Consider the following 26,025-nt stretch of genomic DNA (forward strand, 5'->3'; position numbering starts at 1 on the left):
GGCACTGTTCGCCCATCTTTGTCTTGGGTGCCACTGTCGTCTGCGACAGTGCCAAGTGCCTCAATTCAGTAAAGTATTGAATTGTGGACGGGAAGTCAAAAGAATAGCTTGCCTGAGATTCTTGCGTTGCTGACCCCGTCACATGGTCAGGTTGAAGAGCACTGTCGCAGACGACCGTGGCGTCCTTTGGTTGGCGACCGGTTGCACTCGGCAGGCACGGCCTGCCCTACGATTGAAGGGCGAATTTTAGTTCTTCTTGAACCATTGAATCCGCTTCAATTTCGGCTCTTGCCTGCAGTGCATTTCGCGACTCGGAGCAGCCATACTTCGATAGCGCCCAAGCGGCTGCTCCGCGGATCAGCGGCTCTTCATCGTTTAATCCCTTAACCAGCGCCGGCACCGCGGCGGGCGTGGGTCGGTTGCCCAGTGCGATTGCTGCGTTGCGCAGTAGGCCTCTGCGGCGTGGGCGCCAGATGGGCGATTTGCGGAAGCGGTGGCGGAATGTTTCGTCGTCTAAATCAAACAGCGCGATCAGGTCGAGCGGGTTGTTGCCGCGCTGGGGGAGGAATTGTTTCTCGGCGCTGTGGGGCGCTTTGCGGTTCCAGGGGCAGACGTCTTGGCAGAGGTCGCAGCCGAAGACCCACTCGCCGATTCCGTCGCGCAGGTCGCGGGGGATCGGGCCGCGTAGTTCGATCGTCAGATAGCTGATGCAGCGGGTGGCGTCTAAGACATGCGGCGCAGGGAAGGCGTCGGTTGGGCAGACATCTAGGCACGCCGTGCATGTGCCGCAGTGGCTGGCGGTGTGGGGCTCGTCATACTCAAGCTCGACATTGGTCAGCAGCGCGGCGAGGAAGAAGAGACTGCCGGCATGTTTGTTGAGCAGCAGCGTGTTCTTGCCGATCCAGCCGAGGCCTGCCAGGTTGGCGAAGTCGCGCTCGAGCAGCGGCGCGGTGTCGACCACGCCGCGGGCATCGGCGTCGCCGGTCCGTTGTTGAACCTCCCGCTTGAGCGCTTTCAGCTTGTCGTGAATCAGATCGTGATAATCGACTTCTCCCCAGGCGTAGCGCGAGACTCTCCCCTGCCCCGCTGCGGATTGCCGCGGCGGATCGGTGCGGTAGGGCAAGGTCAGCATCACGATGCTGCGGGCGCCGTCTAGCACCAAATTGGGATCGGCGTAGGCGTCGACGCGATCGGCCAGGTACTGCATTTCGCCGGCGTATCCGGCGGCCAGCCAGTCGCGGAAGGCGTCGATACCGGTCGGCGTTACCGCCGGGCAGACGCCGACATGCAGGAAGCCAAGCCGGTGGGCCGCTTCCTTAATTGCGCGGGTGAGCGTTGATGGATCGAGAGAACAGGTCAAGCGTTTTTTATTTGACTGCTAGCGGTTCGTAATTAGCGTGGAACTTATTGAACCAAGATAGGTGCTTATCGTCTCCCCCGACAAGCGAGTCTCCCCAATGTTACGCTCTCTTTTGTTCGGCCTGGTGGCCGTCGCTGCGGCTTGCGCCATGAGTTCGTCCGCCGACGCTTACTTCCCCGGTTGTTTTGGACCGCGGGCTGGCTTTAGCGGTTACGGCATCACCAACTTCGGCGGTTACGGCGGATTTGGCTACTACAGCAACAATGTTCCGACGCCCCCGTACTACGCGATTCACCCGCCGGTCTATTATTCGCACTCGGTCGCTCGCCCGTACGGCATCAGCCCGTTCGCGATCAGCAGCTACCAACCGTCGCAGCGGGTCGTCTATCAAGCGCCGACGCCGGAGCCGCAGGTCGTGATTAACCCGTACGTTGCGACCGAAGTTCCGGTTGCGACCGAAGAAGCCGCCCCCGTCGCCGAAACGCCGAGCAACGAAGCTACGGACGAAGCGGCGACCGAAGCCCCGGCCGTGGAAGAAGCGGTTCCTGCAGCGGACGAAACGACTGCTAGCCCGTGGCCGACGCCGCAGGTGGTGATCAACCCGTTCGTCGATTCCAGCGAAGTTGTGCCGGTCAGCTTTACGAAAATTGTGAATCCGTAGTCAGATTTTCGAAAATAGGCCTTGGTCGGCGCCAGCGTTCTAGCTATCCTTCCGCGTGCTTGCATCGACCTAATGGAACCTGCTCGTCCTCCTTTCAAGGCAATGAGGACGAGCTTCAAGCGTCCGATTTCAAGATCGAACGAGACGCTGCAAGGGAAAGGAATTCCCGATGAATCGCGTATATCTAGGGCTGGCTATCGTCGCGTGCGGACTGACGCTCGGTTGTCAAAAGAATAGTTCGCAGCTCAATCCGTTCGCCGCGTATGGGCCGCAGCGGGTTCCGCCGCCGGCGACCGGCAGCTATGGGCAGCCTGCGACAACCGCCCCGTATTATCAGCCGCAAGCAGGGGCTGCTCCTGCCGCGACGTTGGGCACGCCGGCGGCTGGCGCTCCGGCAACCGGCGCGTATGCTCCACTGGGCGGCAATCTGGCTCCTCCGCCGGCCGGCGCCGCTCCGGCGTTAAGCGCCCCACCCGCGACCACGTATCCGTCGACCGGCGCTCCGCCGGCCACGCAATGGCGCGGTTCGAGCCTGGACACGGCCAGCAATTCCAACATTCAACTGACCAGCGCCCAGGAACCGGTCCAGTCGGTGACCACGCCGGTCCCGGCATCGGGCCAATCGACCTTGCAAACCCAGGGAATGCGGGTCAATGAGCCTGCGGGCGGCCTCAATTGGCAACCGGTCAGCCAGTAATTGCTGCGGCAAGCGCGGCTTGACGGCAAGCGGCATGCCGCCGACGATAGAGCGTTATGAATGACTCCGCCGACAATGCGCTCCCCCCAATCTCGGTAGAGCCGCTGCAAATCGGGGATCTGGTGATTGATCCCCCGATCCTGCAAGCGCCGATGGCGGGCTACACCAACTACGCCTTCCGGCAGATTGTCCGCGAATATGGGGGCGTCGGGCTGCAGGCGACCGAAATGGTCTCGGCCCGCAGCTTTGTCTGGCTCGATCAGCAGGCGGAGTTCCCTGATCGTCTGTGGGGCGTCGAAGACGAAGCCCGGCCGCTGGCGGTGCAGATGTGGGACAACGACCCTGACACGATGGCCCGCGTGGGCGAACGGCTGGTCGGCGAATTCGGCGTCAGTGTGGTCGACATCAACTTTGGCTGCCCGGTCAAGCAAGTGACGCAGTCGGCCCATAGCGGATCGTACCTGCTGCGGTGGCCCGAGAAGATGTTCTCGATCATTCAGCGCGTCGTCCAGGCATGTGCTCCGACGCCGGTGACGGCCAAGATTCGTCTCGGCTGTAGCCGCGAGTGCATCAACGCCCACGAGATCGCCCAGGTGGTCGAAGAGGCAGGCGCCGCCGCACTGACGGTGCATGGCCGGACTGCCGCTGACTTCTTTAAGGGAAGCGCCGACTGGGAGAAGATCTCGGAGATCAAACCGTACCTGAAGAAGATCCCGCTGATCGGCAATGGCGATCTCGATTCGGCCGCCAAGGTGGTCGAGGCGTTTCGCAGCTACAACGTCGACGGCGTGATGATCGCCCGGGCCTGTTTGGGCCGCCCGTGGTTGTTTGCCCAAGCGGCGGCCGCGCTCAAGGGAGAGCCGGTTCCGGCTGACCCGAGCCTGACCGAGCAGCGGGCCTGTCTGCTGCGGCACTACGACCTGGTGGTGAAGCGGTTTGGCGTTGAGAAGGGAACGATGCTGATGCGGAAGTTCGCCTGCTGCTATGCGACCGGCATGTACGGCGCCCGGGCGTTTCGGACCGCGGCGGCGAAGGTCTCGTCGCAGGCCGAATTCTATGAGATTGTCGAGAATCTGTTTCCGCGCGATCCAGCGCCGGAAGCGGTGGAATCGGCCGGGGCTTCGTAGTAGGTCTATTCCCCTGGCGCCATGCTCTTCTCGCGAAGACGCGATAAGAAGATGGCGCCAGCGGTGGCTGGCTGGTACCCGGTTCGCACTGCTGGGCAAGCCAGCAGTGGCACACGTTAGAGAGCAGGCGGGCGTCTACTCTGCTTCGACCAACTGCTCCTCTTCCGCGTTCTCTGGCGGCGACAGTATCTGGCAGAAGACGAAGAAGCCGGGGAAGAAGTTCTTGTTCGAGACTGGTTCGTGGATGACCGATTTCTGGTTGTTGACTTGCCAGATGTGGAAGTTGCCTTCCTGAATATCGAAGTTCGCAATCTGGTTCCAGGGTAGCTGGACCGGCGTTTTCTTGCCGCCGAAGAACGAGGTCGGCACGAATTCGAGATACTCGTCGTAGAAAGTGATTGCCGGCGTCCAGGCGACTGGGCGGCCAGCGGCGATTTCTTGTAGCATCGCCGCGCCGATTACCGATGAGACTTGGTTGCGAAGCACATCCAGGTCATCGTCGGCGCCGCGGATGTTGGCGCTGTAGGTGATCTTCTTGCTGTCGGTACCAAGACGGGGCTCGAACGACATTTGCGTCTGCGTGCCGGTGTAGGCGCCGTTGTAGTAGTGGCGGGTCGCCGAATAGGTGAACGATTCGACATCTTCGTACCGCAGCTCTTGCTCGCCGAACATGCCTGATTGATAGACCCCATGTTCGTGACAGCGGAACGAGGTCTTTTCGCAGTAGTAATAGCTAAACGCGCTGATGGCGATCACCGCAAGCGGCGCCGCGATGCCGAGCAGCGGGTGGATGACGAAGAGCAGCAGGCTAAGAATCGTCAGCGTGATCGCCACGAACCAGCCAACCGCACGGAAGCGAGTTGCCCGTTCAAACAACACGCGGCCCAGGCCATTGACCGGGGTATGACTGGAATCGCGCTCGGGGATCAGCTTATGCAGCATTCGGATCAACAGGTACGAGTTGCGGCCTTTGATCGGAAACTTGATCGACGCATGCTCGTCATCGTGCCGCCAGATGCAGACCTGGTCGCCGTAGACGTCGACTGCCTGCAGTTGCTCAAACGGAACGAGACTGTCTTGCGACGTCCCGACCGCCAAGGCCGATTGGCTGATCGCCCACCCTTCGCCGGCCGCATGTTCGCCTCGCTCGAGCGCCTCGGACGCGCGGTGCTCGAGCATGTCGAGCAGGCGGTTATGCAGATCGGCGACCTGGTCGGGGCGATCTTCTTTGATGCGGTAGTTCATCACGATCGGCTTGTCGCGATCGACGACCCAATAGCGAACGTCACGCTGGATGCCGGCCGCGTTGCCGTTGTTAAAAATCTTCTTGTCCCAGAGCGACATCGCCAGCACGTCGGCGTCGGCAAACGTGTGGTCCTCGCCCAGTTCGGAAATGGCGAAGCCATGCCCCAAGTCGGCGCACCAGACCCGGCCGCGTCGTTTGAGGAAAGCGATCGTTTCCATGATGCCGGTGACGATCAGCCCGCCATAAAAGAAGAAGTCGTCCGCCCCGTCGTTATTGGGCTGAAAACCAAGGACGATCCCGATGACGACCAGAATCGGACCAACTGCCCGCAGGAGGTGAATGACCCACGAAATCTCGCCCCGAACGAGGACGCGATGCGGTTCTGCTTCTTGCATGACTTGCCTTTCATGCGCGAGAAAAGTGGCGGCACATGGGAGAACGTCAGGGGATTCGATTTTTATAGCCGACCGCCGGGGGGAATGCAATCTTTGCCGAGGAAGAAGCTGGGCCACCCGGTCCATGGACTGGCGCACGAAAAAAGGAGCCGTTTTCGGGTGAAAGCGGCTCCTTTTAGGATTGTCATCTATTGCCTAGCGGCTGGTCTTGGCCTGACCGGCGACTTTCGCTTCGGGGGCGGCGCCCAGGAAGGTCATCAGGTCGGCGATTTCTTCGGCGGTCAGCTGATCGAGCAGGCCTTCCGGCATCACGCTGGTCGGGCTGCTGGCGATCTCGTCGATCTCGTTGGCCATGATCGTCCGCTTGGCGCCATCTTGGCCAGTCAGGATGACGTCGCCGTCAGTGGTGCGAGTCACTAAGCCGACCAGGACCTTGCCGTCCATCGTCAATACTTTGCGAGCCGCGTACTGATCGCTGATCACGTGCGACGGGAACAACACCGACTCCAGGATCTGACGTTTCTGGAAGCGACGGGCAACCTCGGTCAAGTCAGGACCGACCGCTTCGCCAAACGAGCCGACGCGGTGACACGCCGCACACTGGGCCTTCTTGAAGACCTGCTTGCCGTTGGCGTGATCGCCCCCCTGGAACTCGTCGTCGGTCAGGTAGTCGACCAACTCATCCAGGTTCCAGTTCCCCTTGGCGAGGTCGACCGGTTTCGCTTCCGGCATTTCGGGATGGTTCTCGGCGAACCAATCTTGCCAGGCGACGACGCGATCGGCGATCGGCGCGGTGTTGCTGGCCGGAAACTCGCCGGTCCATTTTTCGAGCAGGCGAATCGCGTTGATTCCCCCTTCGTCCTGCAGTTGGTCGGCCAAAATGATCAACTGGCGGATATGTTCCGGATTGGTCGACGTGGCCGGGGCGTTGCGCAACTTGGCGAGGACCGCACTGGCGAATTCCCCCTTCAAGATCGAGAGGCTGTCCAACAGCAAAGCGAAGTTTTCGCCGGTCGGCTGCTGGGCCAGACCCATCGCGACCGAGGCTCGGCGTTCCGGATAGTCGCGATAGACCTCTCGCAGATAAGCCATCATCTCGTCGTTGTCGCTTTCGGCCAGGATCGCCACGATCCCCATCTGCAGCCGCTCGATCACGGCGCCTTCGCGGCCCTGCAGCTTCCTGTCGACGCCGCACAGGGTGTCGATGATGAAGGCCGGACGTTCTTCCGGCAGTTCAAACAACGCCGCCAAGGTCGCGTTCGGCCAGACGTCGCCGACGGTCAACAACAACAGCTTCTCTTCCGGGTCCAGATGTTTGACGAACTGCTTAGTCGACATTTCGACATAGCCTCGCAACCCTTCCCCGCCGTCGATCTCCAACCCCTTCTCAAGATGGCCGATCAGTTTCAGCTTCTCTTCGCGGGACCAGCCAGTCGGAATGAAGGTCATCTGCATCGCCAGGAACAGGCGTTCGCTGTTCGGGATGTTGCTGTCGAGGTGAGTGATGTACCGATCGGTGATCGAACCTTCCTGCAGGAAGGCGAGCGTCTGAATCAACTCGCGATTCATCACGTGATCGCCGGCCGGGAACTCGCGGGCAATCTGTTCGCCCAGGCGTCCCAGTTCCGAGTTCTTCATTTCGCCGCGGAAAATCGCGACCTGAATCACTCGCATGATGTCTTTGAAATCCTGGTCGGTCAGGTAGGTGTCGAGCAACTCGCTGGCCCGGTTGCAGATCTTGACCGCCCGGTCGTGCGTCGGATCGGCGATCATCGCCGCCACGGCGCCCATGTTGAACAGGTGAGCGTCCTTGGTCGACAGGATTTCGCCAAACCACTCGTCGACCGGCTGACGTTCCAACAACCGGCGACCCGCCCAGGCTTCGCGACGATCGGTCGAGGTTAAAATCGGCTCGATCAGGCTCAGCGGGATCTTGGCGTCCTTGTAGGCGAGCGCTTCGGCGGCCGAGCGGCGCACCTTGGGGCTGGCGTCCGACAGCATATCGGCGATGCGATCCGCCGCTTCCGATTCGTTGCGGAGGCTGAGCAGTTTCAGCGTCTTCATTCGCACGTCGGCGTCGGGATCATTGGAAAGCTTCAGCAGAAATTCGATGCTCGGCGTCGGGCCGTACAGTTGCATCAGTTCGAGGGCCCGAACGCGGAACTGCGACGGGTTTTTCTCGGCGATGGCGACCCCTTGGACTTGGGCGTCCCAGGTGTTGCCCATGTCGGCTTGAATTTCGGCGATGTGCTGGCGACCCCAGGCGCTATGCGGCTGCGGTTGGCGAACGGCGGCGACAATGCCGGTTTCGTCATCCTTCAGCTGGCCGGCCGGTTCATCGCCTTTCCAGACGATGCGGTAGATGCCGCCGTCGGTTCCGCGACCGCCGGTGCTGATGTACAACCAACCGTCGGGGCCAACGTCGATGTCGGTGGCGTTGAACTGCTTCCCTTCCAGGAAGTCTTCCTGCGAAGCGCGGTAGCCGGCTCGGTCGGTGATGAACTGCAGCGTGGTGATGCGGCCATTCGACCAATCGCACGCAAACAGGCGATCCTGGTAGCGGGGCGGATATTTCTGGTGATCATAAAAGACCATGCCGGTCGGCGAGGCGGCCTTGGTTTCCAGCGTCGCCGGCAGGCTATCGATGTAGAACGACGGCCACTTCGCCCAACCGCTGCGCCAACCGAACTCGGCGCCAGGGATGACCTGCAGCACGCGCGGCGGCAAGTGCCAGACGAGGCCTTCGTCCCATTCCATGTCCGAGTCGTAGGTGAACAGTTCGCCGTCGCGATTGAACGACAGGTCGAACGCATTCCGCAGACCGCCGGCGACCACTTCGACAAAGCTGCCGTCGACATCGGTCCGCAGGATCATCCCGCCGGGCGCTTTGACGCCAACCGCATGTCCGCCGGGATCTTCAAAGCGTTTGACCAGGTCCCCTTCGTAGTAGTTGCGATGGGGGCTGGTTTCGGAAATCTGGCCGGCCATTTGCGTGTGGTTGCCGACCGTCAGATAGATCAAACCGTCAGGGCCGAGCGCCATTTGGTGGGCGCCATGTTCGCCAAGCGGGCCGGTGAACTTGATCAACGTTTCGCTGATCGAGAGCTGACCATCCTGGTCTTCGTCTTTCAGGTGATACATGGCGGTCCCTTGCGGGCCTTCGCCGATGGCGTAAACGTCGCCGTTAAGCGGCAGGATTCCCTGCACGTTTTTCACTTCGTCGCAGTAGACGCGGCCGGTGTCGACGACGCCATCCTTGTTCTCGTCCGAGAAGATCATCAGCGGGCCACCCTCTTGCGAGGCGACGATGCTGCCGAACTCATTGAAGGCCATCGCCAACAGCGAACCGGTCTTTTCGGCCGAGATTACTTCCTGAATCGCGAAGCCCGGCATGATCTGGAAGCGGGGCTCTTCTTTCGGGGCGATGGGAGTCGAAACGGTTGTGGTGGTCGGATCGTCGACCGACGGAACCGGAATCGCTCCTTCGGCCAACCACGGAGCGGTCGTGCCCCTCGGGCCGTAAACCTGCACCGCCGACCACTGTGAGTCGTTGTATTGCGTCGATTGCCACTGCGGAATGATCCGCGTGCTGGCCAGCCAGGTGCCGTCGCTGACGACATCGACCGTGCGACCGTTTTGATCGGTGAACTGCAGACGCACCGCCAAAGCGGCGGTCGGGCCGGTCGTATTGGTGACCTGAACGGCGATCACGTTGCGGCCGGCGACGATGTGCCGGCTGATGTCGATTGTCCGCATTTGCTGCCAAGACTGGCCGCTGGCGACCCGATCGCCATTGATCCACAGATCGTAGGCGTCATCGGCGGCGGCCTGCAAAATCACCCGCTGCGAACCGCGGACGTTGATCGTCTTGCGGAAGAAACAGCTGGTGCGCGGGACCGCGTCTTTGGAATGCTGTGGGGCCCAAATCCAGTTGGCGGTCTCGGCATTTACCGATCCTGCGGCAATCAGCAGGAGCCCGCAAGTCAGGAGCTGAGTCAGTCTTTTCACGTTCATGGCTGGTTGGAGCATTCGAGCAGTTGGCTTAGTTACGTCGTTACTGGTCTGCCCTGTAGGGGTATGCCACCCTCCCACGACGCTTTGTCGCAGATGGAAAAATGCGGCATCATTTCATGAATCGGGCCTCGCGATTCACAAAATCAGCAAAACTGGCATTTCCGGACTAATTATGAAAAATTACCAACCGCGCCAGCGGAAACGTGCCAGCACTCTGGCGCATCCATTGCGAGAAAAGTAAGGGAAAAAAGTTGCGCATTTACTTGTTATTGACCGTTACCGCGTCAACAGAATAGGATGCAAACACCTTGTCTGACGCGAGGGGCAGCGTTTGCGGAAGCTACCTGTCTTAGCTCGCTTGGCTCTAGTCCTTAAATTCCCACCACGCGCGGCTTCGCTATCCTCTGGCGACGTCGTGGAAAGGATATTTGCTGATGAATTGGCGTTTTCTCCCAGGGTTTCTGATCGTAGCTTGCCTGCTGCTAGCGGGCGTTTCTGGATGCGGCGGTTCTGGAGGAGAGACGACGACGACTGAGCAGCCGACTACCTCTGGTAGTGGGGAAGGCGAAACGACGACCGAGACAGAAGAGCCGGAGGAAGCGGAAACGCTGCTTGAGCCGTATGACGCTCCGACGCTCGAAGAGCTGGATGAAAAAGTCAAATGGGTCGATCAGCCGGTCGTCGATCCGATCGAGCAGCTGAAGAAAGAGCTCGAAAAAGAGCCGGCGCTGACCGATGCCGAGACCGCGCTGTCGCTGAAGAACGACTTTCCGCCCAATAAAGAGAATAACGAAAAGATCTTGTCGGCCCTCGGTCGGCAGCCCTTGTCAGAGGATGAGGTCAACTACGACGCGACGATCGTGCGTCACGTTGGCGGCGACGCCAAAAGCACCAATCCGCTGATGATCAGCTCGGTCACCGAGTTCGACGTGGTTGGGCTGATGGGGATCGAGGTCTTCGGCTTCGATTGGAACATGGACCCGTTGGCCAACTCCGACTACGTCGTCAGCTGGCAGACGAGCGAGGACGGCTTGTACGACAAGGTGGTGTTGCGGGACGACATCTATTGGTCGGACGGCAAAAAGTTCACCGCCCAGGACGTGATGTTCTCGTTTCAGGTGATCATGGATCCGGCGTCGCAGGTTCCGGCCGTGAAGCAGGGAACCGATCGGATTCGCTGGGTGCAGGCCTACGATGACAACACGATCGTCTACTTCCATCGCGAGTCGACTCCGGTCAACGTCTGGAACATCAACTTCCCCGTGATTCCGAAGCACATCTACGAAGAGACGATCAAAGAAGATCCAACGATGCGGCTGAGCAAGGCGCACGCCGACCTGGAAGAGAACCCGGTCTGCGGCGGTCCTTACATGCTGGTCAAGCATGATCGCGGGCAGGAAATCGTCTTGGAACGCCGCGAAGACTTCTACATGGTCGACGGCAAGCAGGTGCGTAATAAGCCTTACTTCAAGACGATCCGCTTCCGCATTATCGAAGACCCGAATACTGCAATCCTGGCGCTGAAAACCGGTTCGATCGAGGAAATGGCGATTCCCGCCAATTTGTGGTCGACGCAAGCGGCGGATGAAAAGTTCTATGAGCACAACACGAAAGCGACCGACACCGAATGGGTCAGCTTTCATATTTGTTGGAATGTGAAGTCGGTCTTCTTTGAAGACAAACGCGTTCGCCAGGCGATGTCGTACTCGTTTCATCACGAGGAAATGCTGAACAAGCTGTTTGGGGGACTCTATGAGCCGGCCGCTGGTCCGTTTCATCCCACCTCTTGGATGGCGCCGAAGCCGTTTCCGGAACCTTACAAACAAGACTTGGACAAGGCGGAAGAGCTGTTGGACGAGGCTGGCTGGGTCGACACCGATCTGGACGGTATCCGCGACAAGAAGATCAACGGCAAGAAGGTCCGCTTTGAGTTCTCGGTCGTCTGCCCGCCGAATCCGCTGCTGGAGCGCGTTTGCAAACTGCTGAAGCGCGATCTGGGCAAGATCGGCGTCGCCTGCAACATCAAGATGGTCGAGTTCACGGCGCTCCAGCAGTTGAACCTGGATCATAACTTTGAGGCCTCGGTCAGCGGCTGGGGAACGAGCACCGATCCCTACTCGACCGAGAACATCTTCGGAACGAAAGAAGGTCGTAACTACGGCCAGTACTCCAACCCCGAAGTTGACGATCTGTTTGAGCAAGGTCTGCGCGAGTTCGACAAAGAGAAACGCGCAAAAATCTACGGCAAGGTGCACGAGATCCTGTACGAAGATCAGGTCTACACCTGGCTCTTCTATCGCAACTCGTTCTACGGTTTCAACAAGAAGCTCCGCGGTTATCGCTTTAGTCCCCGCGGACCCTACAACTACAGCCCCGGGTTTAGCGGCATTTGGGCCGCCGAGTAGGACGTAGTTTCTGGCCAGCGAAACCGAAGTAGCTTTTACTTATGCTTATTTACATCGTTCGACGTCTGTTTATCAGCGTCATCACGTTGGTTTTGATTACGGGCTGCATCTACGGATTGATCCGTGCGATGCCCGGTTCGCCGTTGACGGCGCTATTGGCTGGCGGGGGCGAAGCCTCTGACAAGTCGATCAGCACGCAACAGTACGAGCGGATGAAGGAGCAGTTCGGTCTGAACAAGCACTGGACGCTGGGTTACTTTGACTGGCTCGGCGGGGTGCTCAAGGGAGACCTGCAAAACGCGCTTTCGCGACCCGGCTCGGTCGCCAAGCTGATTGGGGACCGAATCGCGGCGACGTTGTTGCTGTCGGTGACGTCGCTCATTTTGGCGTATCTGCTTTCGATCCCACTCGGCCTTTATTCGACCGCGCGAAACGGAACCATACCGGAGCGCGGGACGAATTTGGTCCTGTACATGCTTTACTCGCTTCCCGTCTTCGTTGCGGCGCTTTACCTGCAGATTCTGTTCCACGTGAAGCTGGAGTGGTTGCCGCTGTACGGGGTGACCAGTTCCAACTACGCCGAGCTGTCGCTGTGGGGGAAAGCGTGGGACTTGTTCTTGCACTGCGTCCTGCCGGTGACTTGTTTTACCTACACCTCGCTGGCCTATTACACGCGGTTCATTAAGGCCAACATGCTGGAAGTGGTGCAGCAGGATTACATTCGCACGGCGAAGGCGAAAGGGGTCGGCCCCTTCAAGATTTTGACGGTCCACGCGTTTCGCAATTCGTTGATTCCGTTCGTCACGCTGATCGGCCTGACGTTGCCGGCGCTATTCAGCGGCGCGATCATCATTGAAAAGATCTTCAGCTGGCCGGGCATGGGCGCCCTGTTTCTGGATGCGATCAGTCAGCGCGATTATCCGCTGGTGATGGGGCTCGTCCTGTTGTTCTCTTCACTGACCTTGCTGGGCCAGTTGCTCGCCGACATTTTGTATGGCGTTGTGGATCCGCGAATCTCTTATTCCTAGACGCAGTTAAACATGTCGAGCGAACCGGCTCCTAACTCACCGACCAAAGAGCGCGAATCTTACGGTTTCTGGCGCGAGTCTTGGCGAAACTTTCGGAAGCGTCCGCAAGCGATGGCGGCGCTCGCCTTTGTCGGCTTCTTGGCGCTGGTCGCATTGACCGCGCCGATGATCGTCGGCACGCGTCCGATCGTCTGCGAGTACAAAGGGGAAATCCACTTTCCTTGCACGTACTACTACTACCGCATCCTCGGCCTGAACTCGATGGCCTTCAAGATCGAGGCGGTCTTCACCCAAGACAAGTTTCGCGGCGTCTATCCAGGCAACCTGAAAGAGAAAGATCCCGATAGCTGGGCGATCTGGCCGCTGGTCTACCAAGATCCCTATCGGGCGATCGAAGAAGGCGAATGGCCCGATCAGCCCGAGAATCCCTATGGAGGCGCTGGTCAGCCGAATTCGTTCAACCTGTTGGGGACGAACCTCGACGGCGTCGACGTCTTCGCTCAGATGGTCCATGCGACGCAGATCTCGCTGCTGGTCGGGATCGTGTCGATGGGAATCGCTGCGACGATCGGCATCGTCGTTGGCGCCTTGGCCGGCTTTTACGGGGGCTGGGTCGACATCATCCTTAGTCGCGTGATCGAAATGGTCATGTGCCTGCCGACGCTGGTGTTGATTTTGGCGGTCCGCTCGATTTTAGATGACATCACGATCTGGCACTTGATGGTCTTGATCGGCATCACCGGCTGGACCAGCGTCGCGCGATTGACCCGCGGCGAGTTCATGAAGATCCGCGAAATCGAATACGTCTCGGCCGCCCGCTCGCTGGGCGCCGGTCAGTTTCGGTTGATGTTCGTCCATATTCTCCGCAACGCGCTGGCGCCGATCCTGGTGCCGATTTCGTTTGGCATCGCCTCGGCGATTTTGACTGAAGGCGCACTCAGTTTTCTCGGTTTCGGGGCGCCCCCGCCCAATCCCAGCTGGGGCACGCTGCTCAAAGAAGGAAGCGCCAATATTCAGTCAATGTGGTGGCTTGTCCTCTTCCCCGGCTTGGCGATTTTCTTCACCGTGCTCGCCTACAACTTGATCGGCGAAGGGGTCCAGGAAGCGACTGATCCGCGTACCCGTGAGGGAGCTTAGGCTACACCTGCCAGGCGTATTGAATCTATGACTGACGCACTCGTCCAAATCGACAATCTCAAGACCTACTTCCACACCGAAAGCGGCGTCGTCAAAGCGGTCGACGACGTTTCGCTGCATATCGACCCCGGCACCACGATGGGGATCGTCGGCGAGTCGGGGTCTGGCAAGAGCGTGACCTCGCTGACCATCATGCAGCTGCTCGCCAAGGCGGCTCGGGTCGAAAGCGGTTCGATCTCGTTTCTGGGGCGCGACCTGGTTCATCTGCCCGAGCCCGAGATGCGCAAAGTGCGCGGCAAAGACATCGGCATGATCTTTCAAGAGCCGATGACCTCGCTCAACCCGGTCTTTACGGTCGGCGCCCAGGTGATGGAAGCGATCTTGTTGCATCAGAAGGTGACCAAGGCCGAAGCCCGGCAGCGGACGATCGAGCTGTTCGAAGAAGTCGGCATCCCCAATCCAGAAGAGCGGATCGACTCGTATCCGCACCAGATGTCAGGCGGGCAAAAACAACGCGTCATGATCGCGATGGCCCTCTCCTGCAATCCGAAACTGCTGATCGCCGACGAGCCGACCACCGCGCTTGACGTAACGATCCAGGCGCAGATCCTCGACATTCTTCGCCGTTTGCGCGATGAACGAGGCATGGCGGTCTTGTTCATTACGCACGACCTGGGCGTGATCGCCGACATCGCCGACTATGTGACGGTGATGTACCGCGGCAAGATTGTCGAGCAGGGAGATGTCGTCTCGATCTTCGAGGACCCGCAGCATCCGTACACCAAAGGTTTGCTCGCCTGTCGGCCGCGGCTTGATACCAAATACAAAAAGCTGCCGACGGTTGACGACTTTATGTCGGCGACGACCGTAGACGGCGAAGTGAAGATCACCGAGAAGATCGTCGACGAAGCTCGCCTGGGCGAGTTGATGACCGAAGGCCGCGGACGGTTGCTGCACCCGAAGTCGGAACTGGACGCGATGGGGCATCCCTGGGAAGAAGGTCATCACGCGGAAGATGCGAAGATGGTCGCCGAAGGGGAAGAGCCGCTGCTGCAGGTCCGTGACTTGCATGTCCACTTCCCGGTTCGCAAAGGGATCTTCCGCACGGTCGCCGGCTATGTCAAAGCGGTCGACGGCGTCAGCTTCAACATTTATCGCGGTCAGACGCTCGGACTGGTTGGCGAGTCAGGTTGCGGCAAGACGACCACCGGTCGGGCGATCATACAGCTGATTCGTCCTACCTCGGGCACGATGCACTTTGAAGACACCGAACTATCGTGGCTCAACCCCGCCCCGTCGATGGCCGACGTGTTGCCGTGGGTGACCTACGATCGTTGGCAGCGTGCCCGCAAGCTGCGCCAACTGCGTCGCCAGTTTCAGATCATCTTCCAAGATCCGTATGGCAGCTTGAATCCGCGGATGACGGTCGAAGCGGCGATCTGCGAGCCGATGGTGATCCAGAAGATTGGCAACAAGAAAGAACGCCGCGACCGGGCCGCCGCCTTGCTCGAAGAAGTGGGCCTGAACGCGTCGCATCTGCGCCGCTATCCGCACGAGTTTTCCGGCGGTCAGCGGCAGCGGATCTGTATCGCCCGGGCGTTGACGGTGGAGCCCGAGTTCTTGATCTGCGACGAGTCGGTTTCGGCCTTGGACGTTTCGGTGCAGGCCCAAGTGTTAAATCTGTTGAAAGATTTGCAGCTGCGTCGCGGGCTGACCTATCTGTTTATCAGCCACGATCTGAGCGTGGTGAAGTTCATGTCGGATATGATCGCCGTCATGAACCAAGGGAAAATCGTCGAGTTTGGCCCGGCCGACAACATTTACGCCAACCCGCAGCAGGATTACACCAAGCGGCTGATCAGTGCGACGCCGCAGGATGACCTCGATCATATCCGTCGGCGTCAGGCCGAGCGGAAAAAGGCGCTCGAGGCCCGGATGGCGGAAGTTTAATCGGGTAAATTTTCGTCGCAATTGCCGGGGCGCCGCTGGAAAATCGCACCCCGCTTTGTAGGAATTCGGCGAATAAGGGACCAATTTTTGGACCCGCGAACCCGTTGGGGGCGATTCCGCTCCTTTGGTAGTTCGGACGCAAATTATGTCCCCCCTTCCCTCGTACAGGTAGTCGCTATAATGTCGCTTTCCAATTCAACCACCGCCCTCAGTGGTGCACTTTTAACCCCGGCAGATGGCATGTCGTCGCAGCAAATTTTCATCAACGGAAAGTACTACAGCAAAGAAGAAGCGGTCGTCAGCGTCTTCGACCATGGCTTGCTCTACGGCGACGGGGTTTTCGAAGGCTTGCGCGTCTACGAAGGCAAGGTCTTCCGGATGGAGCAGCACCTGAAACGCCTGTATGACTCGGCCAAGGCGATCTTGCTGGAAATCCCGCTTCCGATCGAAGCGATGACCGACGCCGTGCTGGAAACGGTCGAAAAGAACGGCCTAGCCAACTGCTACATCCGTCTGCTGATCACCCGCGGCGCCGGCACCTTGGGCCTTGGCCCCGAGCGGACGTCGAATCCGCAAGTGATCATCATCGTTGACAAGATCTCGCTCTATCCGGAAGAGCACTACCGCAACGGGCTTGAGATCGTCACCGCCAGCACGATTCGCAACCATCCCGGCGCCCTCAGCCCGCGAATCAAGTCGCTGAACTACCTGAACAACATCATGGCCAAGTGCGAAGCCTCGAAGGCGGGCTGCCTGGAAGCGCTGATGCTGAACCACAAAGGGGAAGTGTCGGAATGCACCGCCGATAACATTTTCATCGTCAAGAACGGCGTGTTGATGACCCCGCCGACCGACGCCGGCATCCTGGAAGGGGTGACCCGTGAAGCGGTCTTGGAACTGGCGGTCGAAGCCGGCATTCCGACGCAGGAAAAGACGCTGACCCGCCACGACGTCTACGTCGCCGACGAGTGCTTCATGACCGGCACCGCCGCCGAAGTGATCGCCGTCGTCCGCATCGATAGCCGCCCGATCGGCGACGCCCGCCCAGGCCCGATCACGCTAAAGTTGCAGGAACTGTTCCACAAGCTGGCCCGTTCGTAGTACACAACACTAGCTTTGGCGCCATGCTCTTGCGGCGTCTTCGCCGGCTTGTAGCATGTCTTCAGCCGCCAAGAAGAGATTCAAACAAGTAAGCCTGCAGGCCAGAGTGACTTCGTTTTAGTCACGCGTCCTGCGGGCTTCTTTTGTTCTTGGCCGCTTTGCGATGGATGCCGAATTCCCTTGCTCGCGCTGCGTGCTAGTTTGGGAAGAGCGATCGCTTACGCCGGGACGATCTTCTCGCGGCCTTCGGTCACGTTTTTCGTCGCGTTGCGGGTGTCGATCACCAGCTGGGCGTCGTTGACGATCTGTTGATAGTCGTAGTCGTCATGGTCGGTGACGATCATCACCGCGTCGAACGAAGCGAGGTTCGCCGGCGAAAGCTCGACGCTTTCCAGCGGCGGCAGGTCGTAGTGCCGCATCGAAGGCAGCTTCGGGATGTAGGGATCGTTGTATGACAGAACCGCGCCCCGCTCGGCCAGCAGTTCCATGATCTTGAAGGTCGGGCTCTCGCGCGGGTCATCGACGTTCTTCTTATACGCGGCGCCCAGGATCAGCACCTTGCTGCCGTTGGTCGGTTTGCGGACGTTGTTCAGCGCGTCGGCCAACTTTTGCACGACGAACAGCGGCATCGACGTGTTGATTTCGCCCGCCAGTTCAATAAACCGCGTCGGCATCTCATTCGCCCGGGCGAGCCAACTGAGATAGAACGGATCGATCGGGATGCAGTGACCGCCCAGACCTGGCCCCGGATAGAACGCCTGAAAGCCAAACGGCTTGGTCTTAGCCGCATTGATCACTTCCCAGACGTCGATGTCGAGCCGATCGAACAGCAGTTTCAGTTCATTGACCAGGGCGATGTTTACCGCCCGGTAGGTGTTCTCCAAAATCTTGCAGGCTTCGGCCACTTCGCAGCTGCTAACCGGAATCGTCTGGACGACTGCTTGGGCATAGAACGCATCGGCCAGCTTCAAGCTGACCGGATCGTAGCCGCCAACGACTTTGGGAATGCCGCTGGCGGTGAAGTTCGGGTTGCCGGGATCTTCTCGTTCGGGGCTGTAGGCCAAAAAGAAGTCGACCCCTGGCTGGAGGCCTGACTTGGCGAGAATCGGCGCCACAACATCGCGGGTGGTGCCGGGATAGGTGGTGCTTTCGAGCACGACCAATTGGCCGGGGCGCAGGTTCTCGGCGATCATCTGGGTGGTCGACTCGACGTAGGACAGGTCGGGATCGCGCGACGCGTCGAGTGGGGTTGGCACGCAGATCAACAGCACGTCCGCCTCGGCCAGTCGCTTCGGATCGCTGGTCGCGGCGAAGCGGCCGCTTTGGACCCAATCGGCGATCCACTTCGAGTCGACATGCTTGATGTAGCTATCGCCGCGGGTCAGCGCGTCGACCTTTTTCTGATCGACATCAAAGCCCAGAGCCGAGAACTCGCTGCCGATAAAGGCCTGTACCAGCGGCAGCCCAACGTAGCCAAGGCCGATTATCCCCACTTTGGCCTCTTTGGAGAGGATCGCCTGGTGGAGCTGAGTCGAGAGTTGTTCGGTGCTAGCGTCTTGGCTCATGGTTTTAAGTCGTTGAAGGTTACGCAGATGTTCCATCTTGAACACGTAATTCTAGCACAGACCTTTTCATCCGTATCATGCGAACGTTTTTCCAGGATCTTTCGTCCTAGGACCTAAGGTGTCGGGCCGACTGCGATAAGTAATTGCGGGCGGGGGAAACCCGCCGGTCATAAACGCAGGAAGCAAAAAGGAACAGACTCATGGCGAAGTATTACGTTGAATCGGGTTCGGTCCGTTTGGTCATTCAAGCCGCTGACGCTCGCCGCGCCGCCCTCTGGTCGGTCCACCGCGTAATGGAGCAGGTTCTGCCGCTGGTCGAAGAAGTGCCGGACGAAGCGGATCAAGAGCCGGTGGGCGGCATGGTGCTGGGGGATGCCATCACCCTGAACGAACAAGGTTTCGACCGCCTCGCCGACACGCAATACGACACGCTGGAAGTGGTCGCCGAGTGGAGTCAACTAATGCTGGCGCTCGACAAGATCGAAAACCTGGCCCGGGGAGTTTGCTGAGAAAAGCGGAAAGTGGAAAGCTGAAAGCGGAAAGCGGAGGAAGCCGGCAACACACTAAGGGCGAGACGCGAGCCGAGGGAATGCGTGTCGCAGCGTCGAAGAGGCGGATCGTTTCGTTCCGGGCTGAACCGATGTAGAAGCTCTCCTCCGACGGACGCCGCTTTCCCTCGGCTCGCGCCCCGGGCTACTATCCTTGGAACGAGGGAAATCCCGATTTCCCCAAAACCATTTTGCCTAGCTTCTCGTACTACCTGTGAGCAACCCATTGAGGTTGTTCGCTTGGCCTTGTTCGACTAAACTTCGCCACAACAATTCGCACGCGTAGCGATTGCGGCATGGAAGCTAGCAAAGAGGATCGCACAGCATGGGCGTTTCGGTCGTCGTTCCGATTTTTAACGAACTCGAAAATATCCCCCACCTATACCAACAGATTCATGACGTCGTCGCCAATTTGGACCGGCCTTATGAAATCATCTTCGTCGACGATGGGTCGAATGATGGGACGTTGGCTCGCGTGCAAGAGATCGCCGCGACCGATCACAATGTGAAGGTGGTCGAGTTCCGTCGCAATTACGGTCAAACCGCCGCGATGCATGCCGGCATTCAATACGCGTCGCTCGACGTCGTGATTACGATGGACGGCGACCTGCAGAACGATCCGACCGACATCCCCATGATGTTGGCCAAAATCGACGAAGGATACGACCTGGTGCATGGTTGGCGGAAGAATCGCCAAGACGCGCTCGTCAATCGCAAGCTGCCGTCGAAGATCGCCAACTGGTTGATCTCGAAAGTGACCAAGTTTCCGATCCATGACCTTGGCTGCACGCTGAAAGCGATCCGCCGCGAAATCGCGCAAGAGCTCGAACTTTACGGCGAAATGCATCGGTTCATTCCGATTCTCGCCCATCAGCGCGGCGCTCGCTGTGTGGAAGTGGTGACCAAGCATCATGCTCGCCGCTTCGGTACTACCAAGTACGGCATCGGCCGCACTACCCGCGTGGTGCTCGACTTGCTGACGATCACCTACATGCTTAACTTCTTCGCCAGCCCGATGAAGCTGTTCGGACGGTTGGGACTTGGCTGTTTGGCGCTCTCGGCCGCATCGGCGCTCGGCGTGGTGGCGATGAAGCTGATTGGCGGCGTCGACATGACCGGCAATCCGCTGCTGCTGCTCTGCGTGTTGTCGACGATTATGGGGGGGCAGTTTTTCAGCCTCGGCATGATCGGTGAAGTCAACGCGCGAATCTACTATTCTGACGCCCGCAAGCAGCCTTATGCGGTGCGAACGCTGACCAACTTCGATCCGCAGTTTGATTCGTCGGTGCCGCTCGAACGTCGGGCGGCTTAAGGGCGACTTGTCGTCAGCCGCTGGCGGTTGCGATATGATACGAAGCGACGTTTGTCGTTTCGTATCCCCCGCCCCGGCAGGTTGACGCATGATGAAAGCCGCTTACTTCTCGGAGCCCGGTCCTCCGTCCGTGATTCAGTATGGCGATCTGCCGACTCCGCAGATCGGCCCGCATCAGGCGCTCGTGAAGATGACCGCCGTGTCGGTTAATCCAATCGACACCTACATTCGCAACGGGGCCAACTACTGGGATCTGCCGCAGCCGTACATCATCGGCTCGGACCTGGCTGGCGTGGTCGAAGAAGTGGGCGCCGAGGTCGACAGCCTGGAAGTGGGCGATCGCGTCTGGTGTTCCAATCAAGGTTTCTTCGGTGAGCAAGGTACGTTCGCCGAATACTGCGCCGTCGACGCCAAGTGGCTTTACAAGTTGCCGGAAGGCGCCAGCGAGAAGGACGCCGCCGCTTGTGCTTTGGTCGGCGTGACCGCGCATCTGGGGCTGTTCAAAGGGAACGCCGATCTGCAGTCGGGCGAAACGCTTTACATCCAAGGTGGATCAGGCGGCGTTGGTTCGATGGTGGTGCAGATGGCCAAGTTGGCTGGCGCCCGCGTGATTGCCGCCGCCGGCAGCGAAGAAAAAGCGGCGATCTGCCGCGAGTTGGGCGCTGACGAGGTCGTGCTGTACAAGACCGAGAACGTCGCCGAGCGGATCAAAGAACTCGCCCCCAACGGCATCAACGTCTTTTGGGAAACGCAGCGCGAGCCCGACTTTGACTTGATCGTCGGCGCCATGGCCGAGCGAGGACGGATCGTGCTGATGGCGGGCCGCGACGCTCGGCCCGAATTCCCGGTCGGACCGTTCTATGTGAAGCAGTGCCGCATCTTCGGCTTCGTCATGTTCAAGGCGTCCCCTTCGGAAATGCGGGTCAGCGGCGAGGCGATCAGCGTCCTGTTGGGCGCCGGCAAGCTGCAAAGCCAAATCGGCGCCGAGTTCCCGCTGGGCGAAGCGGCGAAAGCCCACGAGCTTCAGGAAGGGAACACGCTGCACAAGCAGCAGACCCTGGCCGGCAAAATCGTCCTGCACCCGTGATTCGCGCTGGTGGGTGAACTATACTGCTGGCGTTACCAAAAATTAAAAATTTTGTAGGGTCCGCTGTGCGGACCAGCGGAATCGCCCAACGGTGTTGCCATGCGCTGTGCGGCTCCCTTGGTCCGCACAGCGGACCCTACGAAGAGACTCGCCCCCACCTGTCTTGCAAGGACTTGCCCGCCATGCGCCATCTCGCCTTCCTCGCTTGTTTGCTCGTCGCTGGACCCCTGCTCGCCCAATCGCCGAAGATTGTAACAATCGCCGGAACCGGGCAGCCGAAACCGAACGGCGTTGGCGCTGCCTTGGAAACGAACGTCGGTCAGCCGTTTGGCGTCGAAGTTGGGCCGGATGGCGCCTTGTACATCGCCGAGGTTGAAAACCACCGCGTGCTGCGGCTCGATCCCAATTCGAAGCAAATCAGCGTCGTCGCCGGCACGGGTGAGCCCGGCATCTCCGGCGATGGCGGACCAGCGACCGAAGCGAAGTTGATCGAACCGTACGAACTGCGTTTTGACGCGGCCGACAATCTCTACATCGTCGACATGCAGGGGCACAACATTCGTCGCGTCGACAGCAAGTCGAAGAAGATCGAAACCCTTGCCGGTACCGGCAAGGCGGGCTTTTCCGGCGACGGCGGACCGGCGACCCAAGCTCAGTTCAATCGGCCCCATAGCATCGTCGTCGATCCGGTCGGCGAGAATCTGTACGTCGCCGATATTCAGAACCATCGCATTCGCCACGTCGACCTGAGGACCGGCGTCATCAACACGCTGGCCGGCAATGGCAAGCGAGAACTGCCGAGCGAAGGTCTGCTCGACGGGAGCAAACCGCTGATCGGTCCCCGGGCGTTGTACCTGGATGGCGATACGTTGTGGATCGCTTTGCGAGAAGGTCACAGCGTCTGGCGGTTGGACCTGCCGACCAAGCAACTGACCCACGTCGCCGGCGAAGGGAAGTCGGGCTTTGCGGGGGATGGCGGCCCGGCCAAGAAGGCCCGCTTCAACGGTCCCAAGGGCATCGCGCTGGGCCCCGATAACGATCTGTTTGTCGTCGATACCGAAAACCAAACGATTCGCCGAATCGATCTACAGAAGAACACCGTCTCGACGGTCGCCGGCCAAGGACCGAAAGCCCGCGGAGGCGCCGGTGATGGCGGCGCGGCGACCGAAGCGGAGCTAGATCGCCCTCACGGCGTCTGCGTCGGCGCCGACGGCACGGTCTACATCGGCGACACGAACAATCACCGCGTGCGGATTGTTGAGCCTAAGAAATAGGAAGATACTCTTGGCGCCATGCGCTCTTGCGGCGTCTTCGCCGGATGAGCATGGCTTGGTCCCGTTAAACCGCATTGAAGACATGCTCTTCTCGCGAAGACGCGATAAGAGCATGGCGCCAAGTTTTCGATGGTGTGTCTAGATCTCGGGGATCATCCGGTCGAGCGCCTGCAGCGCTACCGGCCAGGGCGGTTTGCTTTGCTGGTAGGTATTCCACCAGGTGAGCGCCGTGCCGGGTAGGTCCAGATCTTTTCCTTGCGGAAATCGCCAGACGTCGCACGCCAGGCGGACCGTCTCTTCGTTGAAGTGGGTCAGTTCGACATATTCGGCCGCAGCCAAGATCGGCGGCAGTGCGGCCAGACCGGCGATCGTTGGCAGTCGATCCTGTGAGATCAACTCGCTGTAGATCGGCAGATCCAGATTCAATTGGGCCAAACCCCAGGCCAAGCGAACCGTCTCCGGCAGTCGCGGCTCGCCGTCGTAAAGCATCGCCTCTAAGCGAACGCTGTTATACGGCAGATGGGCCCGCAGGCCTCCCCCCCGACACGGCTGAACCAGGATCACCGTGGCGGTCTCGGTTAGCAGGTCGCCGCTGGTCAGAAACGAGAAATAGTGGAGCAGCCCCGGCCCGCGGGCTTCCCAGTGCTGGCGGATCGGACCGCCGCGCTGGGTTAGTTGGTCGGTCAGATTCGGGGTAGCCGCTTGCATCGCCAGCTTCAGGTCGCGGAGCCGTCCGGCGATCCGCGAGTTATCGTTGGGACCGCCGCCACCCCCGATTTTTCGCGTGATAACCTCGACCAGCTCGTTCTCGTTCTCGATTCCGGCCGCCAAAGGGACCACGTGTCGCCAAAACCGCCGAACGTCAATTTGTGAAGTTTCCAGGTCGGCTTTTAGCGCCGCCAGCGGCTCGGCGGTCGCGTTGGCGAGGGCCGTATCGTCGATCGTGTCGCCCCTGCGGAGCAGTTCGGCTACGTGCAAATGACTGGCAGTGCTGCTGGCCAGCCAGGTCAACTCTGGTTTCATCTGGAATGCTTCCTTTCGCAACTGGCCCCCAATGCCCTAGAATACCCGGCATTGGTTTTTCCACACTCGTGACGCCTGGACGCAGGCGTTTGGCCTTTGACATTTCCAATCTAAGGTTAGCGATGCTTACAGAGGCAGGCAATCGATGGAACGTCTCCGATTCGCGAGAACTGTACGAAGTCTCGCGATGGGGGAAGGGGTTTTTCTCGATCAAAGAAAACGGCAAGCTCGCCGTGCATCCTAACCGTGATCCCGAGGTCTCGGTCGAATTGGAGTCGATCGTCAACCGCTTGGAGCAGCGCGGGGTCGATTTGCCGATTCTGATTCGGTTCAGCGGGATTCTGGAAAACCGCCTCAAAGAGATCCGCGACGTTTTTGATGCGGCGATCGGCGAGTATGGCTACCAAAACAAGTATTCGTGCGTCTACCCGATCAAGGTCAACCAGCAGCGGCATGTGGTCGAAGAAGTGCTGGAGTTCGGCCGGCCGCATGGCTTTGGTCTGGAAGCCGGCAGCAAGCCCGAGCTGATGGCGGTCATTGCGCTGACCGACAACGACACGCCGATCATCTGCAACGGCTTCAAAGACGCCGAGTACATCGAAATCGCAATGTACGCGCTGAAGCTGGGCCGCAACATCATCCCGGTGGTCGAGAAATACAGCGAATTAATGCTGATTCTCGAATATGCCGAGAAGATCGGCGTGCGGCCGCAGATCGGCATGCGGGTCAAGTTAGCGTCGCGCGGCGCCGGCAAGTGGTCCGCTTCCGGCGGCTACCGCAGCAAGTTTGGTCTAACCGTGACCGAAGTGCTGAAAGGGCTGGAAGAGCTGAAGTCGCGCGGCATGGAAGATTGCTTCCAACTGCTCCACTACCACCAGGGGAGCCAGGTTAGCAACATCCGCCACGTGAAGTCGGCCCTGGTCGAATCGGCCCGGATCTACGTTGATCTGGTTCGCCGCGGCGCCGGATTGCGGTACTTGGACGTCGGCGGCGGTTTGGGGGTCGACTACGACGGCTCGCAGACTGACTTCGAGTCGAGCATGAACTACACGATCGAAGAGTACGCCCGCGACGTCGTTTCGCACGTCCAGGGGATCTGCGATGCGGCCGGCGTCGATCATCCTCATCTGCTGTCGGAAAGCGGTCGGGCGACGGTCGCGTTTCACAGCATGCTGTTGTTTGAAGTTCTGGGCGTGGCGGAGCAGACGACCGGCGATGAAATCGAACCGGTCGCCGACGACGCTCCTTCGCCCTTGCGGGAACTGTACGAAGCGTACCAAAGCGTCACCCAGCGGACCGTGCTGGAAAGCTTCCACGACGCTCAGATGGCGCTCGATATCGCGCTCAACATGTTCAGTAACGGCAACCTGTCGCTTGATCAGCGGAGCACCGCCGAGACGATCTACTGGAGCCTGTGCGCCAAAATTCGGACGTTGACGCAAAACATGTCGAACGTGCCGGAAGAGTTGGAAGGCTTGGACCGCTTGCTCTGCGACACCTACTTCGGCAATTTCTCGCTCTTCCAATCAATGCCCGATAGCTGGGCGATCGGGCAATTGTTTCCGGTGATGCCGATCCATCGCCTGGAAGAAGAGCCGGGGCGCAGCGCCGTGATCGGCGACATCACTTGCGACTCGGACGGCAAGATCGACTCGTTTATCGACCTGCGCAACGTCAAACGCGTGCTGCCGCTGCATAAGCTCAACGGCGGGCAGTACGTGCTGGGGGCGTTCCTGGTTGGCGCCTATCAAGAGATCCTTGGCGACTTGCACAACCTGTTTGGCGACACCAACACCGTGCATGTCGAGTTAAGTGACGACGGGCAGCCCCATTTCTCCCACATCATCAAGGGGGATACGGTGACCGAGGTGCTGAAGTACGTGCAGTTCACCGAGCGAGAGCTGGTCGACAAGATGCAAAAATCAGTCGAAGAGTTGACCCGCAAGGGAGAACTCGAGCACAAGGAAGCCGGCTCGATCATGCAGTATTACGAGCAAGGCCTCCGCGGCTATACTTATCTGGAAAAGTCGCCGTAGTCGGGCGAGGAAGCGCCGCCTGGGGGCGGCGTTTGACCTTGGTTATGTGGAGCTGATTC

At 59.6% G+C, this 26,025-nt stretch carries 18 protein-coding genes; 13 read left to right on the forward strand and 5 right to left on the reverse strand.

Features of this window, described 5'->3' with window-relative positions; all coding sequences use genetic code 11:
• Positions 1-226: 226 nt before the first annotated feature.
• Complete coding sequence (queG, locus tag Enr8_RS19700) at positions 227-1,360, reverse strand: tRNA epoxyqueuosine(34) reductase QueG (RefSeq protein ID WP_146434768.1); 1,134 nt, start codon at positions 1,358-1,360, stop codon at positions 227-229.
• Positions 1,361-1,457: 97 nt separating this feature from the next.
• On the opposite strand from queG, the gene Enr8_RS19705 reads away from it, so the two are divergent.
• The 3 genes from Enr8_RS19705 to dusB all read left to right on the forward strand — a co-directional run bounded on the left by Enr8_RS19705 (position 1,458) and on the right by dusB (position 3,845).
• On the forward strand, positions 1,458-2,021 hold the full coding sequence (locus tag Enr8_RS19705; RefSeq protein ID WP_146434770.1) for a hypothetical protein: 564 nt from the start codon (positions 1,458-1,460) through the stop codon (positions 2,019-2,021).
• Between the two features lie 169 nt (positions 2,022-2,190).
• A complete protein-coding gene (locus tag Enr8_RS19710; protein WP_146434772.1) occupies positions 2,191-2,718 on the forward strand; it encodes a hypothetical protein in 528 nt (175 codons plus the stop codon).
• 56 nt (positions 2,719-2,774) lie between these two features.
• Positions 2,775-3,845: a tRNA dihydrouridine synthase DusB gene (gene dusB, locus Enr8_RS19715; RefSeq protein WP_146434774.1), complete on the forward strand. Its 1,071-nt coding sequence runs from the start codon at positions 2,775-2,777 to the stop codon at positions 3,843-3,845.
• A 135-nt stretch (positions 3,846-3,980) separates the two neighbouring features.
• Here the strand turns inward: dusB and Enr8_RS19720 are convergent, their stop codons facing one another.
• Positions 3,981-5,486 carry a hypothetical protein gene (locus tag Enr8_RS19720; RefSeq protein ID WP_146434776.1) on the reverse strand — a complete coding sequence of 502 codons (1,506 nt, stop codon included), beginning with the start codon at positions 5,484-5,486 and terminating at the stop codon, positions 3,981-3,983.
• Positions 5,487-5,681: 195 nt separating this feature from the next.
• Positions 5,682-9,494, reverse strand: coding sequence for a DUF7133 domain-containing protein (locus Enr8_RS19725; protein ID WP_186767755.1), 3,813 nt, complete (start codon positions 9,492-9,494; stop codon positions 5,682-5,684).
• Between the two features lie 440 nt (positions 9,495-9,934).
• Here Enr8_RS19725 and Enr8_RS19730 point away from each other — a divergent pair, with 440 nt between their 5' ends.
• From Enr8_RS19730 to ilvE, 5 genes are all read left to right on the forward strand, one after another.
• A complete protein-coding gene (locus Enr8_RS19730) occupies positions 9,935-11,905 on the forward strand; it encodes a peptide-binding protein (RefSeq protein ID WP_146434780.1) in 1,971 nt (656 codons plus the stop codon).
• A gap of 41 nt (positions 11,906-11,946) precedes the next feature.
• Positions 11,947-12,933: an ABC transporter permease gene (locus Enr8_RS19735; protein WP_146434782.1), complete on the forward strand. Its 987-nt coding sequence runs from the start codon at positions 11,947-11,949 to the stop codon at positions 12,931-12,933.
• Positions 12,934-12,945: 12 nt separating this feature from the next.
• Positions 12,946-14,070, forward strand: coding sequence for an ABC transporter permease (locus Enr8_RS19740; RefSeq protein WP_146434783.1), 1,125 nt, complete (start codon positions 12,946-12,948; stop codon positions 14,068-14,070).
• A 27-nt stretch (positions 14,071-14,097) separates the two neighbouring features.
• Complete coding sequence (locus Enr8_RS26520) at positions 14,098-16,020, forward strand: ABC transporter ATP-binding protein (protein ID WP_146434785.1); 1,923 nt, start codon at positions 14,098-14,100, stop codon at positions 16,018-16,020.
• A 240-nt stretch (positions 16,021-16,260) separates the two neighbouring features.
• Positions 16,261-17,121, forward strand: coding sequence for a branched-chain-amino-acid transaminase (gene ilvE / locus Enr8_RS19750; RefSeq protein WP_146434787.1), 861 nt, complete (start codon positions 16,261-16,263; stop codon positions 17,119-17,121).
• A gap of 218 nt (positions 17,122-17,339) precedes the next feature.
• Here ilvE and Enr8_RS19755 read toward each other — a convergent pair whose 3' ends face one another.
• On the reverse strand, positions 17,340-18,686 hold the full coding sequence (locus Enr8_RS19755; protein WP_186767756.1) for a nucleotide sugar dehydrogenase: 1,347 nt from the start codon (positions 18,684-18,686) through the stop codon (positions 17,340-17,342).
• Positions 18,687-18,886: 200 nt separating this feature from the next.
• On the opposite strand from Enr8_RS19755, the gene Enr8_RS19760 reads away from it, so the two are divergent.
• The 4 genes from Enr8_RS19760 (at position 18,887) to Enr8_RS19775 (ending at position 22,907) form a co-directional block, all read left to right on the forward strand.
• Complete coding sequence (locus Enr8_RS19760) at positions 18,887-19,195, forward strand: hypothetical protein (RefSeq protein ID WP_146434790.1); 309 nt, start codon at positions 18,887-18,889, stop codon at positions 19,193-19,195.
• 364 nt (positions 19,196-19,559) lie between these two features.
• Positions 19,560-20,546, forward strand: a complete 987-nt coding sequence (locus Enr8_RS19765) for a glycosyltransferase family 2 protein (protein WP_146434792.1) — start codon at positions 19,560-19,562, stop codon at positions 20,544-20,546.
• 91 nt (positions 20,547-20,637) lie between these two features.
• Positions 20,638-21,633 (forward strand): NADPH:quinone reductase, encoded by a 996-nt coding sequence (locus Enr8_RS19770; RefSeq protein ID WP_146435030.1) that lies wholly within the window; start codon positions 20,638-20,640, stop codon positions 21,631-21,633.
• Between the two features lie 182 nt (positions 21,634-21,815).
• Positions 21,816-22,907, forward strand: coding sequence for an NHL repeat-containing protein (locus Enr8_RS19775; RefSeq protein WP_146434793.1), 1,092 nt, complete (start codon positions 21,816-21,818; stop codon positions 22,905-22,907).
• Positions 22,908-23,045: 138 nt separating this feature from the next.
• Here the strand turns inward: Enr8_RS19775 and Enr8_RS19780 are convergent, their stop codons facing one another.
• Positions 23,046-23,930 carry a hypothetical protein gene (locus Enr8_RS19780; protein ID WP_146434795.1) on the reverse strand — a complete coding sequence of 295 codons (885 nt, stop codon included), beginning with the start codon at positions 23,928-23,930 and terminating at the stop codon, positions 23,046-23,048.
• A 122-nt stretch (positions 23,931-24,052) separates the two neighbouring features.
• Between Enr8_RS19780 and speA the strand changes: the two genes are divergently transcribed.
• A complete protein-coding gene (gene speA / locus Enr8_RS19785) occupies positions 24,053-25,966 on the forward strand; it encodes a biosynthetic arginine decarboxylase (protein WP_146434798.1) in 1,914 nt (637 codons plus the stop codon).
• Positions 25,967-26,025: the final 59 nt, after the last annotated feature.

It is taken from the genome of Blastopirellula retiformator, assembly GCF_007859755.1.
GTDB lineage: Bacteria > Planctomycetota > Planctomycetia > Pirellulales > Pirellulaceae > Blastopirellula > Blastopirellula retiformator.